The sequence below is a fragment of the Bacillus sp. AFS055030 genome, from assembly GCF_002574545.1.
Classification (GTDB): Bacteria; Bacillota; Bacilli; order Bacillales; family Bacillaceae_G; genus Gottfriedia.
Window position 1 is genome coordinate 223,524 of the sequence record NZ_NUGT01000009.1, and the last position, 17,442, is coordinate 240,965.

At 32.5% G+C, this 17,442-nt stretch carries 22 protein-coding genes; 6 read left to right on the forward strand and 16 right to left on the reverse strand.

Annotated elements, in window-relative coordinates; genetic code table 11:
• Positions 1 to 77: 77 nt before the first annotated feature.
• Positions 78 to 428 (reverse strand): hypothetical protein, encoded by a 351-nt coding sequence (locus tag CN925_RS04345; protein WP_098845037.1) that lies wholly within the window; start codon positions 426 to 428, stop codon positions 78 to 80.
• Positions 429 to 635: 207 nt separating this feature from the next.
• Positions 636 to 1,379, reverse strand: coding sequence for a metallophosphoesterase family protein (locus CN925_RS04350; RefSeq protein ID WP_098845038.1), 744 nt, complete (start codon positions 1,377 to 1,379; stop codon positions 636 to 638).
• Between the two features lie 205 nt (positions 1,380 to 1,584).
• Between CN925_RS04350 and CN925_RS21520 the strand changes: the two genes are divergently transcribed.
• Positions 1,585 to 1,719, forward strand: a complete 135-nt coding sequence (locus CN925_RS21520; RefSeq protein ID WP_286138262.1) for a hypothetical protein — start codon at positions 1,585 to 1,587, stop codon at positions 1,717 to 1,719.
• Positions 1,720 to 1,825: 106 nt separating this feature from the next.
• Here the strand turns inward: CN925_RS21520 and CN925_RS04355 are convergent, their stop codons facing one another.
• From CN925_RS04355 to CN925_RS04385, 7 genes are all read right to left on the reverse strand, one after another.
• The gene (locus CN925_RS04355) at positions 1,826 to 2,380 is read right to left on the reverse strand and encodes a hypothetical protein (protein ID WP_098845039.1); all 555 of its coding nucleotides are present in this window, start codon (positions 2,378 to 2,380) and stop codon (positions 1,826 to 1,828) included.
• Positions 2,381 to 2,638: 258 nt separating this feature from the next.
• On the reverse strand, positions 2,639 to 2,860 hold the full coding sequence (locus CN925_RS04360) for a hypothetical protein (protein ID WP_098845040.1): 222 nt from the start codon (positions 2,858 to 2,860) through the stop codon (positions 2,639 to 2,641).
• An 86-nt stretch (positions 2,861 to 2,946) separates the two neighbouring features.
• Entirely contained in the window at positions 2,947 to 3,465 is a 519-nt protein-coding gene (locus CN925_RS04365; RefSeq protein WP_180232839.1) for a DUF6933 domain-containing protein, read from the reverse strand.
• A 332-nt stretch (positions 3,466 to 3,797) separates the two neighbouring features.
• Positions 3,798 to 4,535: a sugar isomerase domain-containing protein gene (locus CN925_RS04370; protein ID WP_098845041.1), complete on the reverse strand. Its 738-nt coding sequence runs from the start codon at positions 4,533 to 4,535 to the stop codon at positions 3,798 to 3,800.
• Between the two features lies 1 nt (position 4,536).
• Positions 4,537 to 5,787 (reverse strand): PTS ascorbate transporter subunit IIC, encoded by a 1,251-nt coding sequence (locus CN925_RS04375; RefSeq protein ID WP_098845042.1) that lies wholly within the window; start codon positions 5,785 to 5,787, stop codon positions 4,537 to 4,539.
• 4 nt (positions 5,788 to 5,791) lie between these two features.
• The gene (locus tag CN925_RS04380; RefSeq protein WP_098845043.1) at positions 5,792 to 6,073 is read right to left on the reverse strand and encodes a PTS sugar transporter subunit IIB; all 282 of its coding nucleotides are present in this window, start codon (positions 6,071 to 6,073) and stop codon (positions 5,792 to 5,794) included.
• A gap of 15 nt (positions 6,074 to 6,088) precedes the next feature.
• Positions 6,089 to 6,517: a PTS sugar transporter subunit IIA gene (locus CN925_RS04385; RefSeq protein ID WP_098845044.1), complete on the reverse strand. Its 429-nt coding sequence runs from the start codon at positions 6,515 to 6,517 to the stop codon at positions 6,089 to 6,091.
• Between the two features lie 235 nt (positions 6,518 to 6,752).
• Between CN925_RS04385 and CN925_RS04390 the strand changes: the two genes are divergently transcribed.
• Complete coding sequence (locus CN925_RS04390; RefSeq protein WP_098845045.1) at positions 6,753 to 8,663, forward strand: BglG family transcription antiterminator; 1,911 nt, start codon at positions 6,753 to 6,755, stop codon at positions 8,661 to 8,663.
• 93 nt (positions 8,664 to 8,756) lie between these two features.
• Here the strand turns inward: CN925_RS04390 and CN925_RS04395 are convergent, their stop codons facing one another.
• The 3 genes from CN925_RS04395 to CN925_RS04405 all read right to left on the reverse strand — a co-directional run bounded on the left by CN925_RS04395 (position 8,757) and on the right by CN925_RS04405 (position 10,988).
• The gene (locus CN925_RS04395; protein WP_098845046.1) at positions 8,757 to 9,206 is read right to left on the reverse strand and encodes a hypothetical protein; all 450 of its coding nucleotides are present in this window, start codon (positions 9,204 to 9,206) and stop codon (positions 8,757 to 8,759) included.
• A 151-nt stretch (positions 9,207 to 9,357) separates the two neighbouring features.
• A complete protein-coding gene (locus tag CN925_RS04400) occupies positions 9,358 to 10,347 on the reverse strand; it encodes a helix-turn-helix transcriptional regulator (RefSeq protein WP_098845047.1) in 990 nt (329 codons plus the stop codon).
• 185 nt (positions 10,348 to 10,532) lie between these two features.
• Complete coding sequence (locus tag CN925_RS04405) at positions 10,533 to 10,988, reverse strand: hypothetical protein (protein ID WP_098845048.1); 456 nt, start codon at positions 10,986 to 10,988, stop codon at positions 10,533 to 10,535.
• 301 nt (positions 10,989 to 11,289) lie between these two features.
• On the opposite strand from CN925_RS04405, the gene CN925_RS04410 reads away from it, so the two are divergent.
• The 4 genes from CN925_RS04410 (at position 11,290) to CN925_RS04425 (ending at position 14,210) form a co-directional block, all read left to right on the forward strand.
• The gene (locus CN925_RS04410) at positions 11,290 to 12,018 is read left to right on the forward strand and encodes an amino acid ABC transporter ATP-binding protein (protein WP_098845049.1); all 729 of its coding nucleotides are present in this window, start codon (positions 11,290 to 11,292) and stop codon (positions 12,016 to 12,018) included.
• A 15-nt stretch (positions 12,019 to 12,033) separates the two neighbouring features.
• Positions 12,034 to 12,831, forward strand: a complete 798-nt coding sequence (locus tag CN925_RS04415) for a transporter substrate-binding domain-containing protein (RefSeq protein ID WP_098845050.1) — start codon at positions 12,034 to 12,036, stop codon at positions 12,829 to 12,831.
• A 65-nt stretch (positions 12,832 to 12,896) separates the two neighbouring features.
• Positions 12,897 to 13,535, forward strand: coding sequence for an amino acid ABC transporter permease (locus CN925_RS04420; RefSeq protein ID WP_098845051.1), 639 nt, complete (start codon positions 12,897 to 12,899; stop codon positions 13,533 to 13,535).
• 12 nt (positions 13,536 to 13,547) lie between these two features.
• Positions 13,548 to 14,210 (forward strand): amino acid ABC transporter permease, encoded by a 663-nt coding sequence (locus tag CN925_RS04425; protein WP_098845052.1) that lies wholly within the window; start codon positions 13,548 to 13,550, stop codon positions 14,208 to 14,210.
• Between the two features lie 140 nt (positions 14,211 to 14,350).
• Here the strand turns inward: CN925_RS04425 and CN925_RS21200 are convergent, their stop codons facing one another.
• From CN925_RS21200 to CN925_RS04445, 4 genes are all read right to left on the reverse strand, one after another.
• Positions 14,351 to 14,515 (reverse strand): hypothetical protein, encoded by a 165-nt coding sequence (locus CN925_RS21200; RefSeq protein ID WP_180232841.1) that lies wholly within the window; start codon positions 14,513 to 14,515, stop codon positions 14,351 to 14,353.
• A gap of 16 nt (positions 14,516 to 14,531) precedes the next feature.
• Positions 14,532 to 15,116, reverse strand: coding sequence for a hypothetical protein (locus tag CN925_RS04430; RefSeq protein WP_098845053.1), 585 nt, complete (start codon positions 15,114 to 15,116; stop codon positions 14,532 to 14,534).
• Between the two features lie 340 nt (positions 15,117 to 15,456).
• Positions 15,457 to 16,596 carry an RNA-guided endonuclease TnpB family protein gene (locus tag CN925_RS04440; protein WP_098845055.1) on the reverse strand — a complete coding sequence of 380 codons (1,140 nt, stop codon included), beginning with the start codon at positions 16,594 to 16,596 and terminating at the stop codon, positions 15,457 to 15,459.
• A gap of 489 nt (positions 16,597 to 17,085) precedes the next feature.
• Positions 17,086 to 17,349, reverse strand: coding sequence for an excalibur calcium-binding domain-containing protein (locus CN925_RS04445; RefSeq protein ID WP_098845056.1), 264 nt, complete (start codon positions 17,347 to 17,349; stop codon positions 17,086 to 17,088).
• Positions 17,350 to 17,442: the final 93 nt, after the last annotated feature.

A 17,442-nucleotide genomic window follows, 5' to 3' on the forward strand; every position in this document is an offset into this window, starting at 1 on the left:
TTCAATCGTATTATTTAACCAACATACACTGTTAGATAACCTTTTAGAAGCCATACCATTTTCATTATAAAATGAAATTAATTTACTGCACGGCTCAATTCTTCACGAAGTCCATTGTTAGCTAATTTATCCATATTTAGAAGCAACGTTTTAACTTGTACAAAATCAACATCACTTCCTAGTTCAAAGATTGCTACGAGATTGTTGTTATTGTCTTTAGAAACTTTCATTTTGTATTTACGTTTACGGAATAGTCGTTCTACCTTTGTTCCACGAGATACAGAAATTCTGTAAGTGTCATTTTGATAGACTGTGCCTGCATCAAATCCATTATATGAAAAATTTGTAAATTCCTTATTAGGCTTAGATACATCGATGTCTAATTCTTTGTTAACAATAAAATCTTTCAGTAGGTCTAGTTTAGTCATCTTCAATTCCTCCTTAGCCACGATGGCTTCTAATGTAGTCGGAAAGTCAACCTCTGAAATATTAAAGGTCAGAGCTGATATAGATCGCTCTTCTTCCTATTCAAATAATCATTTACCTCAAAATGAACTTGAACTCAATTAATTTTATCATAATAGTCCAAAAACATATAATAGTACCTAATATTTTATCATTACGAAGCTCTTCAATTAAATCTCATACTTAGTAGACTGTGCCTTAGAAGGAATTGAATAGGTTGACATAGTGCCATCTTTATTAACCTTAATCCCATGTAAAATCCCACCATATGCAGCGGCCCCATCTATACAGATCTTCGTTTTACAAGGTGAATACCAAATATCAAATTTCCCTTCAGTCTTATAAAGGATTGATGTTGGAGTATGGCCGAAAATAAATGTTTTATTTGTCTCATTTTTTCCGTAATGGAACTCATCACGAATCCAGTAAAATTCCTTGTCTGTTGTTTCTTTCCAATCTTCAAGATTAAGATCAACCCCGGCGTGAACGAATACATAATTTTCCCATTCAAAATACAAAGGTCTTGATTTAATAAATTGTAATTCCGATTCAAATTGCTCCTTCATTAATTGTGCTACTTCATTAGGACCTCTTTTATTTGTAATGTCAAATTTAAAAAATGAATTAATCGTTTCTAAACCACCTTGTCCATAATAATACGCTTGTTTAAACTCAGGTTGCTCAAGCCAGTCCAATAACATTTGCTCATGGTTTCCTAATATAACAACTGCTCCGTATTCTTTTTCTAATTGCTTCGCTCTTATCAATACCTCGTATGGATTCTCACCACGATCAACTAAATCTCCAAGTAGTACCAGCCTTTCATTATCAGGATTCCATTTTTTAAGTAATTTTTCTAATTCATTAATGCTACCATGTATATCTCCAATCGCAAAAACCGTATCCTTATTCATACAACCAACCCTTTCTGTCAACTTGTTATCCTAACTAAATTGTTTAAATAATATAAATAGTTTAACAAATATGAATTATTAAAGTAAGATATCTGTCTTATTGATTTTTTACGTAATATATTTAATTGTCCAATTATAGCTAGGATAGTTTTTTCAACGGCAGGGAATAATGAAAAGGTAAAATTTTGGTAAAGGGGATTTTAGAATGAGTAATGAGAATAACGATTTAAAAAATAGTGACTTTTTTATTGCAGATTTAACTAGTGATGCGAAGAGTAAGATTGAGAATTTAGAAGAAGAATTGGATATTACTTTGGTTGCTTATGATTGTAAGAAGTGAGTTTTCTAGGAGCGCTTTCTATGGGTGCTCTTTTTTTATTTTGCAAAAAAAAAACACACTCACTTTAGAGAATGCCTTAATTAATTATTTAATTATACTTTTAACTTCAAAGCGGATCGATTGTTTCATCTGAATCTAATAAACATTGACTATTTTTAGTCTCTTTTATTACAATCATTAGTCTATAATTGATTCCAATGATCATAGGCACTAATTCAGGATCACTTACTTCATTATTTATTTTTGCATAATATGCTTTAACTGCATAATATTCTTCTTGAATTGGACTTAATCTAAATTTGTCTGAACTTGTAATATCCTTAAATTCCAGAAATGTCGTGTGTTTTAAGTTTTCAAGATACTTTCTTGAAGAAGAGTCACCATAAAATGCAATAGTTGGACCAAGTAATTTTATTGCATCGTCGTATTTTTTCTCGTTTAAAAATTTAAAGTAGAGCTTCGGTACTTGTTCTGCCTCAGCAACAGCTGCAGTTACAATATTGGATTTCATACTATTTGACTTTGAATTATCATTTGTCATTTTAGTTGACTCTATTTTAGATGTTTTAATGATATTCTGCTTATTCGGTGTACATCCTACTAAAATATTGAATGATAATAACAATATTATAAGTTTATGAATAGATTGTTTTGTATACATTTCAAACCCCTCCTTATTTCTAGACATGAAATACTTTTAAAAACTTTACCCTACTATTCTTGTGGAAAATGTTCTATATGTGATAAATAGTTGAAATTTTTTTGACAAAATAAAGTCATCTTATTTTACAAAAAAGGTAAAAACATTCTAATGATGAGGAATTAAATATATATACCACCGTATGATGAACAAACAAACAATAAAAATAGGAACCTAATTTGGTTCCTATTTTATAAAATACATCTCTGTAAATAAGAATTAAGTTTCGAAATATTTTTTGGATCGTCCATCATTAATACTCATTATTTCCCCTATAACTATTTCCTGTTTTTTTCCGTCTTCTATTGATTCAATTAGATTTAATGTGGAATGTGGAATAGCTTCTCCATTGAAAAACTTATATTGAATAGCATTCTTTAACATCGTTGATTTAGCTCTTACTTGACTAATTTGGTGAATATTGGTTGCAATTGAAGTCATAATTTCTTCAAGGTAATTTAAGATTAAGATTAATAATGATTGATTTCCAAATGAGAAATTTCAATAGAATTTAAAGGTACTTTAGATCACTTCATTTGATGAAAAAATTCATCCAATGCTCCTCTCATCAATCTTTTAGGAGAAGAACGTAACTTGTATAAAGGTATGTCATTAAGATGAAGATTTAAGTGAAGCAAACTTATTATTTCATCTTCCTCTACCCTGTCGTAAACATAAGATTCAGCAAGATAAATCATATCATTCATCTGTGAAATAATACTTCGATCACTTGTTGCACTGTATTGAACTTCACCAAGGTGTTCCATATATTGATCAACTTTCTCGATATCATACTCGTTTGCCAGAAAATTTGTCACAATACTTCTCTGCATTAACTCTTCAAAATTCGTAAAATCCTTTTTTAGAAGACCATACATCACAAAACAATATCTAGTTACATTATTCATGACTAATACGCATTTTTTACGGCCAATTTTAAAGATATTAGCGTGCCAGCAAAATAATTGATTCTCGTTTGATAAATCTGGTTTTTCTACTTTGATTTTCATTTCATCCGAAAGTTTTTTTGTTAGTTGAATGTACATCCCTATGGTCCTCATTATTCAATATTTTTATTTATATACTAACATTGCATCAAACTAAATCTAGTATATAAAATATATTTGTCATCATTTTACTAAAATAAACACAACTTCAATTACATAATAAACAAAAGACTATTGTATGGTTGCACCTATTATCAAGGATTTTCCGCCGAGTCTCTTTGTTCTAATTACATACATGAACTCCTTTTTAGTCTACGTTCTTTAATTTTAAATAACGTATATTTAGGAAGACCGCTTTATTTATGATATATTCATAAATTGCAATTAAGCTAGGCCAACAGAGTATTTTTACCCTATCGACCTAGCTTATGTTAGAATTTATAATGAATCGCTTCTGAATACTGTTTAATTAAATTCTGATTTAATTCATCTCCGCCATCTAAGTTAGCTGAGTAGAAAATTGGTGGTGTTTTGATACCATTTTCTACTATTCTTTGGCAAGTTTCCACAATAATGGTATTTAACACAGTTGCACCAACAACAGTTGAAGTAGCTCCAACTTTTTGCTCAATACCTTGAATATCACAACATGCGTCACCGATATGACCGTGATTATCGATTACAATATCTGCTAGCTCATACAGACATTTTCTACTTGAGTGACGACTTTTTGCTGACTTAGAGTATTTTACATTTGTTAGTGCAATAATCTTTACACCCCGACTTTTTGCGTGAAATGCCAAGTCAATGATAATTGGATTTCTGCCGGAAACAGAATGTAAAATAAGTATATCATCCTGTTTAAAAGGAACATTTTTACCTACAACCGTTCCATAGCCTTCTAGACGCTCCATTTGAGAGGTAAAGGTAATTGGTGAACGGTCTAACATACATTCACGAGCAAAAATTGGGTTAATCGTCATCATTCCGCCAGCCCTGTAAAACAGTTCTTCCGTAAGAATGCCTGCATGACTAGCACCGAAAACAAATACAGAGTTCTTTTTTAAATTTGCTTCTGTTAATAATGCAATACTTGCTTCAATATTCTCTGTTTCTTTTGTAAAAACCTCAGTTAAGATCGTTTGAACTTTTTCAACATATTGGTACATATTATAACCCTCCGAAGAGACTTGCAATTCCACGACTGATGATTCCCCATAGGGATAAGTCATTTCCACCGAAGATTAGTAGCCAGTTTGTAATTGTTTCGCTAAATAGCACTGCTGAAAATCCTAGTAAGGCAACCATTACAAAAGAAGCAGTAATGGTACCGATGATCGCACCTCGGACCCCACCTTGTCCCTCACCGATAACCGCAGCTCCACCACACTCGAAGAAGCTTGTTATTACAAGTGGTACTAATAGCACACCAAATATATTAAATGTATTTGCAAGGATAACAAGGACAGTTGATGTAATCATTGCTACAATAAATCCGATAATAACTGCGTTTGGACGGTAGTTAAATAAAATCGGAATATCAAATGCGGGCTTTGAACCAGGAACTAACTTTTCTGCAATTCCTTGGAAAGAAGGAATAATTTGGTTGATCAATAAGCGAACACCATAAAGCATGATTAATAACCCTGCACCGAATTTCAATGCCGCATTGAAAGCGAACATTACTAAACTACCATTCTCTGACACTAGAGAAGGAGCAATTATGCCAACAACAATGTTCATTACAAGCATTACTAACGCACCTGTAATTGAGATTTCACGGAAGAAGCCAAGTCCTTCAGGAATATTTAAATCCTCAGTTGATTTTTCTTTGTTTCCAACACGTTTTGCAACGAATCCTGAAATAAGCGATAAAATTCCTGTTGGGTGACCAATTAAGAAGCTATCATCACCGATTACATCCCAAACATATTTACGCATAATCCAAGGCATAAATGACCAGTAAATCGCTGAGAATACAGCACCTAGACCGATTAAGATGCCACCTTCTAAACCAGCTTCCACTCCTGCTGCAATAAAGATGAAGGGGAACCACCATAACATGTGACCAGTTAAGAAAATTGTCTTTACTGGTGTGAAACGCGCGATCGCTAAATGAATAATAAGACCGATAAACATCGCTAAACCAATATCGCCACCATGCTCAGCAGTAAAAGTTACATCTGATAAACCTTCTGCTACTTTAACACCTAATTCAGATTGTACAGCCGCGTTTAAAGGCGCGATTGTACCTACTAACATTCCTACACCGGCATCTAAAATTACCATACCGAATGCTGCTGATAAAGAGCCTTTGATAATGTCAGATACAGACTTTCTTTGGATAATCAAACCAAGCATAGCAATTAGTCCAAGTAACACAGGCGGATTTCTTAAAATATGATCTGTAATAAAATTCATATTCTTAACCTCCTATTGTTGCTAAATAGTCTTGCATTTTTTCTTTAACTTCATTTGCATCCATGTACTTCTTCACTGCATAAACAGGTACTTTTACTGAAGATTTCAACTCAGCTGAAAGCTCATTGCTTGTAAAAATCACATCTGCTTGCATTGCTTTTGCTGATGAAATATCTGTGTTTTCTACATCAGCCTTAATGCCAAGCTCACGTGCAACTTTGTCTAAAGTCATTTTTAAAACCATTGAACTGCCAACACCAAATCCACACACTGCTAAAATTTTCATTTTCCTTACCTCCATTTAGTTAAAAAGTTGTATAATTGCTTCTTTGTCTCCAGAAAGAACGATCTGATATTTGTCTGTATCTAGAAAAATTTCCATAATGTGTGAAAGACTTGCTAAATGTGAGTTGTTATCTTCAGCAGCCAGAACGAAGAAAATTTTTACTTTCTTTCCTTCTAAGTCAACTGGCTCCTTTGTAACCAACATACTCATACTTTGCTCGTTAACACCTTCACCAGGCCTTGCATGCATAAGTGCGAAATAATCAGCTAAAACCATATAAGGTCCATTGTCTTCCACACTTTGTATCATATTCTGAACGTATTGCTCAGTAATAAGATGATCTTTCAGCAATGGCTGGCTAGCAATTTCCACAGCTGTTTTCCAGTCAACTACTTTATCAATTACATCAATGTATTCTGACGGTAAATATTTTTTTTCTTTCATCACGTATTTCCCCTCAATTCACTAACGCTTTCATTTTTGTTTTCAACCTACTTTTAATATAAAATAACAAAACATTTTTTTATACATCTCTCATTTCCAGCTTTATACCGGAAAAAAATGAACAATTCCGTTCGGTTATTGCCACTTTTTTATGGAAATAAGCTGAACTACCATCCATTGTAAATGATGATATTTTTCTTTAAAATTAAAATAAGGCTATTTAAGGGGGTCTCCTATGTTTTCTTATAATCGATTAAATAAAATATTTACCCTTTTATTTACAAAATCTTTTGTACCGCAAAGTGAATTGGCTGAACTTTTCAATGTTTCTAGCCGAACGATTCGTAATGATATAAATGAACTGAACGAAGAATTGAAAAAATATCATGGGCAAATTATTTTGGTTCGTGGACAAGGATACAGTTTGCAAAGAAAAGAAATACTTTCAGAAATTCATAATAGAATCACTACAGAAAGCCACCATGCGTACAATCATTTAGAAACTTCTGAAGAGCGTATAAAAGAACTGTTAACATTACTGCTTTTTAGTGAGGATTATCTTTCGTTGGATGAACTTTGTGACACCCTATTTGTTGGTCGGACAACCTTGCTTGGGTATATGCGGCAAATTAAAGGTTTACTTAAAAAATACAATTTAACTATTAAAGCAAAAACAAATATCGGCTATAAAATTTTTGGAGATGAAAAGAACATCCGAAGTTGTATTTCAGAGCAATTAATCAACAAAAATTCAACTAATTACATTACATCTTTTACACCATCTGAGCAAAAGTTATTTAAAAATCTCGAATTGGATGAAATAGCACAAGTTACAATGAAGTTTTTCCCACCAGACATTTTTCTAATTTCTGATTTTCATAGAAAAAATTTTATTATTCATTTAGCAATTAGTATTACGAGAATGCAAAATGATTGTGCTCTAACTGAAAATATTCCACCTACTATTCTAATGGATATGAATTTCCAAGATGCAATGGAGCAGTTAATAAATTATCTGGAAGAACGATTTCATCTTACGTTTCCTTTAGGTGAAAGACGTTGGATCTATCTTCACTTTATCTCCAATATTCCTCAAAACATATTTACGGATGAAGTCATTGAAGAAATAGAAGTATTAGTAGAACAAATAGTGGATAATATTTTTCAAATTTTTGATGTTGACTTAAGAAATGATCCTGTATTAAAAAAAGATTTGTTCCAGCACTTTTCTACTTATCTACCAGTAAAAGAAATTTTAAAAGAGAAGAACAATCCTTTATTGGATACTATTAAGCAAGCATATCCTTACGCTTTTCAATTAACACTTTTGGCCATGGAAAAAACACATGTATTTCATAAATATAATTTAAATGAAGACGAAATTGGTTATGTTGCTCTACATATCGCTTCTTCTTTAGAGCGAAACAAAGAAACCATCGTCAAAAAGAAGAAAATTCTTTTGGTTTGTGGACAAGGCACATCTACAAGCAGATTAGTAGAAACCATTCTTTATAAGGAATTTAGAGATCGAGTGGAGATTATTGATACAGTTTCTTATGCTGTATTTCAATTAAAAGGAGAACAACAAGCCGATTTTATCGTTTCCACCATTCCAATTTCCAATGCAAAAGTTCCGGTTGTAGAGGTGGACTTTCTGTCGTTAAAAAAAGGGATTGAAGTGATAAAAAAAATGCTTAGCAATGATAATCGTAGTAGCGAATTGATTAAGTTCTTTGATTCCTCTCTGTTTTTTGTTGGTAATAAGAAAATTAAACAAAGTGAATGCTTAAAGTATCTTAGCCAAGAGTTGGAAAATAAGGGATTTGTGTCAAATCAATTTTATCAAAAAGTAATGCAACGAGAGAAATTGTCGCCAACTAATATTACTTCATCCATAGCCATTCCCCATGCGATGGTTGAAAATATAACAGAATCAAAGATTGCAGTTTATATTTCAGAAGAACCAATCCAATGGAGCGAAGGAAATTATGTAAATATTGTTTTTTTATTAGCAATTGCAGAAAGTGACAAAAAGGGATTTGAGCTATTTTTTGAAAAATTATATGAAGTAATGAGTTATCCGAAAGTTGAAAAGAAAATTATGTCGGCAAAAACTTTTGAAGAGTTTCTTTTTCAATTTGCATAAGGAGAGTTGAAAGGTTAAAAGCTAACCTTTTGACTCCCATTCCGTCTTACGTCTATCCTATTTTGTTAAATGCTTCACTACAAAGTAAATTATTTAAATTTCTTTTAATAAATACTCATCAATCCTTTTCCTATAAGTTTCATCAAACTCATACAAATAATTAAGTTTACCATCCTTAAAAAGATAGATTACTCTATGATCTTTCGTTTGATATTCTCTAATGTTAAGATTGTTCACTATTCTATTTCTTACCTTCCTCCCTCCTTCGTAATCTATGTCACTTGATGAATAAATACTTACGTTAATATCATGTGAAAGCTGCACATCTATATATGGAGAAAGCACTCCATCATCTATTAGAAATACATTTTTCACTCCAAATCCAGTTGGAATAAGAATAGTTTGGTTACTATTTAATTTTTTACTTATTTCATTTACCTTTATTTTGCTTTTTGCGTCTGTGTTTGGTAGGAAAAACATAATGAATAAATAGATAATTAAACCGACCGAAATAAACGACAAGAATACGATCTTTAGCTTCATTTTCAAACCTCACATCATAATTAAAATTGTTCCACTTGTGAAGAAAGTAACATAGATAATCTCATATTAATCAAAGAAATTTTGAACGTAATATGAAGGTTTTATACTGAAAAAAAGAGCATCTCCAAAAGATCCTCTTTTTAGTAAAAATTTATTGTTGCAAATTCATACTATACAATTTACTCATCTCAAAAATTTGCTCTTGAACTTTCTCAATTACTGAAGGTGGACTAATCACCTGAGCATCCTTTCCCCATGTTAAGATCCAAGTAATCAAACCATCACTAATCGCAGCTTTAGTCGTTAAAATGAAATGGTCCTCATCCACTTGCTGTATATTGGCCTTTAATCCAAATCGGTCTAATACTACATTTAATAAGCCTTTTTTAAACTTGATTTTTACATAATCAGGTTCTCCTGCAAACATATTAAAAACTGTACTTAAATATTCATCTACGTTAAAGCGTTCATCTTGAAATTTCTCTTCCGTTTTCTTAACTTTTCTCATTCGGTCTACGCGGAAATGTCTAAGCTGATCATCGGGTAAATTTCTTGTAATTAAGTAATAGTAATCATTTGACCAAATTACTGCGAGTGGCTTTACTGTATATTCTTTTCCATCATGGCTTAATTCAAATTTTTTGTTAAAATTATATCGGCCATATTGAAATGTAAGTAATTTTTTCTCGGCGATCGCTTGATGAATTTGATCGATTGAGAAGTGAATTCGGTTGCTTTCACTTTTAATGGCTGTATCTGGGATAATGCCATTATGAAGCTTTTTGGCTTCGTTTTCACTTGTAAGTTTTTTTAATTTATCAATGATCTTTTTTGTTTCTTGTTTGTTTAAAAATCTTGAAGCTGTAACAGCATCGACTAATAATCGGAGTTCATGTAATTCAAATAGTCTTTCCTGATGACTATATGTAGTTGCCTTACCATCTGAAGCGTTTTCAATTACATCAAAACCAACATCCACTAATACCGATATATCTTTTAAAAACGTATTTTTACTATACGAAAAGTCCTCTTCACCTGCTGCTAATCTCTTTTTTATCTCATCAAAAGTAAACTCATGATCAATATCTGTCTTACTTTCTAATAGTTTCATTAGTTTATAAAAACGTTCACGGTTTTCCATGGATTCCTCCGTTTATTAGTAAAATTCAAAAGATGTATTTAATATGTAACTTAATCTAATTTTAACATATTTAATTAGTAAAAATGATGGTTTTTTACTAGAAAAGTACCCTATAGAGTAGCTTATAATAACTGTCTACTCAAAAGGGTACTTTTTAAGATGGAGAAGCTTTTATTAGTTTGATTTTATTCATCAGCATAGTCCTTATAAATTGTAACAAACTCCCTTTGAGCTATTATTAAGTCCCTCGGAGTTTTTATATCACTTAGTGTAATTTCGCGTTTTTGACTAATTGGTAAGTCTTCCTCAGAATTCCATGAAGCAAATAACTCTATTACGCCACTTTCATTAACAGCTTTTTTAATGTATTCATATAAAATCTTTAAACATTTATCACCTTCTGGAGTAATCCGTTTATCTCCTTTCATTGGAACTTGTTGAGACATCATACATACTTGATGCTTATATTGGAAGTGTTTAGAGAAACTAAACATCCTTTTTTCCTCTTGATCATAATTACTTTCGATATATAAATGTGTAAAATCTAGTTCATTTGCATAAACATTAGGAGAAATAGGATTGCCACCAAAGGAACCTTCTTTCAGTCGCATTGGTGAAGAAATATAATGATATTGTGTCATGAATAAATCCTCCTTTTCTAATTAACAACTCTTGGTTTTATGTGAAAATTTTAACTTAGTAATTTGGAAGAATATTATGCTATTTATGATAAAATATTGAATTTTTTTAGTGAAAGTTTACGAACTGCTTCTTTATTTTCATAGTATCTTTGCTAATAGGTTTTTAGTACAAAAGCCCCCGTCCAAAAAGCCTAAATATTAATTTAGCGTGATAATAAAATGTAAACAAGCATACACATTAAATATTGATTCCCAAAATTCTCCACTTTACATATTCAAAAAATTGTACAGGAGGTCAGGAATGATTGAATTTAAACATGTAAATAAGTTTTATGGCGATTTTCAAGTCTTGAAAGATATTAATCTTACAATTAATAAAGGTGAAGTTGTTGTTGTGATTGGCCCGTCTGGTTCTGGTAAGAGTACTTTGCTGCGTTGTATCAATCATCTGGAATCGATAAATGACGGGACACTGACGGTTAGTGGGATTTCTGTTGGGGATAAAAAAACAGATCTCAATAAGTTAAGGCGAAATATTGGAATGGTTTTTCAGCATTTTTATTTGTATCCGCACAAAACTGTGCTTGAAAATATTACGCTAGCTCCTATGAAAGCGCTGGGTCAATCTAGAGAAGAGGCTGATGAAATAGCCAAGCATTTTCTTGAGAAGGTTGGCATTTTAGAGAAGGCGAAATCGTATCCTTCCCAGCTTTCTGGTGGTCAGCAACAACGTGTAGCAATAGCTCGCGGGCTTGCGATGAAACCGGATATTATGCTTTTTGATGAACCTACCTCAGCACTTGATCCTGAGATGATTGGTGAAGTGCTAGATGTTATGAAGACTCTTGCTAAGGAAGGCATGACGATGGTTGTCGTGACTCATGAGATGGGCTTTGCCAAAGAGGTAGCCGACCGAATCGTCTTTATGGACGAGGGTCGCATATTAGAAGAAGCAACTCCGGCTGAGTTTTATGAGAACCCACGTGAAGAACGGGCTCGCTTATTTCTTAGTCGTATATTAAATCATTAATTGGGAGGTAATGGAATGTTTCTAAAAAAATTCATGAAAATGGCATTAGTTTCAGCTACAGCCGCCTTAGTTCTTGCAGGTTGTGGTAGTAAGGATGATTCAAAAAGCAAAGATGCTCTTGCACGCATTAAGGATGATAAGAAAATCGTATTTGGTGTAAAATATGACACTCGTTTATTTGGATTGAAAAACCCATCAACAGGTAAAGTAGAAGGATTTGATATTGACCTTTCCAAAGCACTTGCTAAAGAAATGTTTGGTGATGATGTTAAACCTGAGTACATAGAGGTAACGTCAAAAACGAGGGTTGGCCTCTTAAATAATGGCAAAGTTGATGCAGTAGTCGCAACAATGACCATTAACGAAGAACGTAAAAAAGAAGTAGATTTTACGGATGTTTACTTTAATGCCGGACAATCTTTACTTGTGAAAAAAGGCAGTAAAGTTCACGGACTTGCTGACTTGAAAAAAGGGACAAAGGTACTTGCTGTTAAAGGGTCTACATCTGCTGTAAATATTCGTCAGAAAGCTCCTGAAACAACAGTACTTGAATTCGAAAACTATGCTGAAGCTTTCACAGCTTTAAAAGCTGGTAAAGGTGATGCCTTAACAACTGATGATTCAATCCTTTATGGAATGAAAGAAGAAGATCCTACATTTGAATTAGTAGGTGGAACTTTTACAGAAGAGCCTTATGGAATCGCTGTAAAAAAAGGAAATAAGGAGCTTGTAGATGCATTAAATAAAGCATTAAAAAACCTGAAAGATTCAGGTAAATACGATGAAATTAAAAATAAATGGATTAAAAATTAATGATTGGATCTGCAGAGTCCGTAATTTTACGGACCTGCTTTTCCTACTAATTAGGAGGAAATCCTTTGATTGATTTCTCGATACTAACAGAACATATGGAATATTTTTTAGAAGGATTGCGAGTCACCATTTTAACTAGTTTAATCGCTTTATTATGTAGCTTTATTTTAGGAACCATCATTGCTGTTATGCGAATTGCTCCAATTAAACCACTTAACTGGTTAGGCTCGGTTTATGTTGAATTTATCCGTAACATCCCAGTACTCGTGATCGTGTTTTTCACTTACTTAGCTGGAAGCTTTAGTGGGATGATCGCAGGAACAATCGGACTGACCATCTATACAGCAGCCTTCATATCCGAAGCAATCCGTGCAGGCATCCTCTCTGTTCCAAAAGGACAAATGGAAGCCGCCCGCTCGACAGGTTTAAGTTACGGACAGGCAATGAGATTAATTATACTTCCCCAGGCGATCAAAATCGTAATCCCTCCCCTTGGCAACCAATTTCTAAATCTAGTAAAAAACTCATCTTTATTAGCAGTCGTAGCTGGTGGAGATTTAATGTATCAAGGCGACCTAATCTCTGCAATGACTTACGTAACATTTGATACTTATATTTTCGTAGCCTTATTTTACTTAGTTTTAACGATTCCTTTAAGTATCGGAGTAGGATATTTAGAAAAACGCTTGGCTAGAACTAATTAAGGAGGTGGATGAATGGATTTTCTGCAGCCGTTCGCTGATGTATACACACTAGATCATATCAAGTTTTTGCTAGAAGGATTTTGGGTCACCCTTAAGGTCGCTGCCATTTCAATTGTACTAAGTTTCATTATTGGTGGACTTATTGGAACGCTTAGATATACGAAGATTCCTGTTGTTACGCAAATCCTTACAGTGATTGTTGAGACGATTCGAAATCTGCCTTTGTTACTGATTATTTTCTTTACTTATTTTGCTCTACCGGAAATCGGGATTGAAATGAAAATAATCACAGCCACAATCGCAGCATTGACGGTTTTTGAATCAGCAATGATATCAGAAATTATTCGAAGTGGCTTAAACTCGATTGAAAAAGGACAGATCGAAGCAGCACGTGCATCTGGACTGAATTATATCCAGACATTGCGTCACATCGTTCTGCCCCAAGCATTGAGACGAATGGTTCCGCCGCTTGTTAGTCAGTTTATTTCTTTACTTAAAGATACGTGTTTAGCTGTTGTTATTGCGTTACCGGATTTATTGCATAATGGACAGATTATTTATGCGCAGAAGGAATCGTATGTGATCCCTGTTATGGTGATGGTTTCGTTGATGTATTTTATTGTTAATTATGTTTTGTCGTTGGTTGCACGTAGGTTGGAGATTAAGCAGTCATGAGAAATCCGGTTCATTTATTGGGCCGGATTTTTTAAAATTTAAAAATAATTAAATTCACTCGATAGAAGGAAATAAAAAAATCCCCCTCTTAAATGAATCTTATATAGGAGGATTTTACATATCTTTAATGATTTCATCAATTACATTCTTCCGATTAATACGATTATAAATGCTCCTAATCCTAATGATATAAGTAATAGTATACTTGAAATAATTATAATATATTTTTGTTTTCTCATTAAACCAATAAATAAAGAAAATAATGAAAAAAGAAACATTAAAATAATAATAATTGAAATAGGCATAGTAAATCTCCTTGACTTAATACTTAGTTAGAATAGTTTGTAATACTTTCTCTTTATATATAATGAAAGTCATTTTAACATTTCTCTCTTTATCAAGATACGTTATCGTTTCTCCAATTTCTTCAAACGAGTGAATGTAGTTATTACCGTACTTATCTATAATAGTAGCTATATCATCTCCTTTTCCAATCCCTTTATTAGTTTTTAGTTTAGGATCTTCAGAAACAATACTATTAATTTTATTGTTTTTAGTTCCTATATATAGTTTCTTAAATTGATAGTTTCTATCATTTTCAATAGGAAGTATTACTACAATATCTGTGTGTTTAACTGTTCTACCATATTTACTTTTTAGATCTACCAATAGTTCAGGTGTAACTTGTTTATCAATCATAATTTCATTCATTCCTTCATTTTTTAGTGAAGTACTTTCTAGTAGTCTATTTTTTACTAAAATAGAAGTACGCTCAACAATGAAAAAACCTACTAATAGCAATACAATAATTCCAAATAGTACAGTAATATACTTCCAGGGGATTAGTTTAAATAATAGATTCCCTAGAATTAGTAATAAAATTAAAACTAAGACTGTTAATATCATTATTATTCTCCCGAACATTTACGTAATGTAGGTATTCCATGAAACATAACTACAAGAAAATAGCGAAGACTTCTTGGATATAGCAGAGAAGCCATCTCTCTTCCACATCATTAAGTTGTTATTTATTAATCTTGTGATAGATGATTTAATGGCAAGTTCTATTAATGAATCTATTTTTTTCTCTGTTATACTATCAAAAGTATAAATTCTTACAAAAACAAGATTTCGATCATCATCCCAGTCTTGTGAACTACCCACCACTAGTTAACCTTCCTGTCTACTTGAAGTGGGGGCTTCTCGACTTATTGTTGCTTTTACAAGCCAACAAAAACTGACCGAGCTAACCCTCTTGTTCCAAGAGTTTTTGCTTCTGTGCTAATAATAGGCAAATGCCTTCATTTTTGATATTGAGTGCTGAATTGTAGTCACGATCTATCGTATAACCGCATGAACAATGGTAGGTGCGTTCAGATAGTTTCATCAGTTTTTCAGAACCACAACAAGAACACTTCTTAGTGGAAGGAAACCACTTATCAATTTTCACAAGCTGTTTTCCTTGTTCTTTTAATTTGTAAGCTAAGAAAGTAGTGAACATACCCCACCCATTGTCGTGAACGCTTTTACCAAAGTGAAGGGCTTGAGACATTCCTTTCATGTTCAAGTCCTCAATCACGACTGCATCAAAGTTAGAAGCTAATTCTTTTGACTTATGGTGAAGGAAATCTTTGCGTTGGTTCGCTACTTTCTCATGAAGCTGAGCCACTACTAGACGTTGCTTATTCCAACGTGCAGAACCTTTTTTACGCTTAGACAAAATGCATTGTGCTTTTGCTAATTTTTCTGACATAACACGATAGTAGCGAGAATAATTGGCTCTCTCATTCTCGCTACTCACATATAATTCAGCCATCGCAAAGTCTAATCCAATAACGTTTTTCACTTCTTTTTGTACAATTTCTTTTTCGTATTCAGTCAAAATAGAAACATAGTATTTACCAGTAGTTGTCATGGAGATCGTGCATGACTTGATTATATGGTCTGGTGGGATTTTTCTATGTTGTCTGATTCGTACCATTTTTAGCTTTGGTAATTTGATATGGCGAGCAAATAACAGTATGTTTCCGTTTACGAGATTGGTTGTATATGAATTTCTACCTTTTTTGTTCTTGAATGTAGGAAAATCATTGTGACCACTAAAAAAATTCTTATATGCAGTTTGTAAATTTAGTTGGGCATTTGCCAGGGCTAAAGAATCAACTTCTTTTAACCATTCAAATTCTGCTTTGTATTTTGCAGGAGTTGGAAACTTTTTTTTCTTAAGTTGTTCCTGATCATCTTTGAATTTCTCATATGTTTCTTTTCGTTCTGCCAACATTATGTTGTAGACGAATCTCACACAACCAAAAGTTTTTCGCATAAGAAATGCTTGTTCGTCAGTTGGGTATAATCGAAACTTATATGCTTTATTGTGCTTTGCCATATCAATCCACCTCACTTTTGACCTAGATTTTCAATGTATTTCTTAATGGTATCTATTGCAGCCTGTTGTTAGCAGACAGAAACTTCTTGACCAAAAACATTTCTTTCCATAATTTTATTCTGATAGGTGGAAAATCTCTCTACCTTCATTTATATCAAGAGTCAAATGATTTTTACAATTTAATTCAAGTTGAATAAAATAACAGTTTTTCTTCAAAAGTCTCACTCCTTTTTAGTAAGTAATTAAATAATAAGTAAAATTTAATAACTTGTGAAAATATTAACATATTAAATTCTATTAAATTCACTACAAATGTGATCATAAATTGAAGAATTAAGAAATAAAAAATGCAGTCTTCAAAAATTTTGAAGATTGCATTGATACTTAAATATAGTATGGGTTACAATAAACAAACTCGATAAAAATCAGGTTTGCTAACATTCTGAAATAAGTCCTTCCTAGGAACTATCTTTTTTAAACTTCTAAAACTTATTTTTCACACGCTATATAATCATGATCTCGATCCATTTTTTGGTTAGCGTCATATAGAGCTTTTGATGCAAATGGTTTATATTTAGTTTTACCGCCTTTATTTTTAACGGATGAACTACGGGCAACTCCACCCTTGTATGTTTTGTTCAATTCGGTGCAGTTTTTAAATTTTTTCACAGCTGCACTAGCATCATCAGTTGAAATCATTGAATAACTTTGGATAAGTCCAATTGTAAGAATACCAATAACAAGTTTTTTCATCTTTAATAACTCCTATCTATTTTTTGTAATAAATGCTACCTATTTTATAAAGTTTCCAGCAAATAAATGTGTTTAATAGTTTGCTAAGAAACA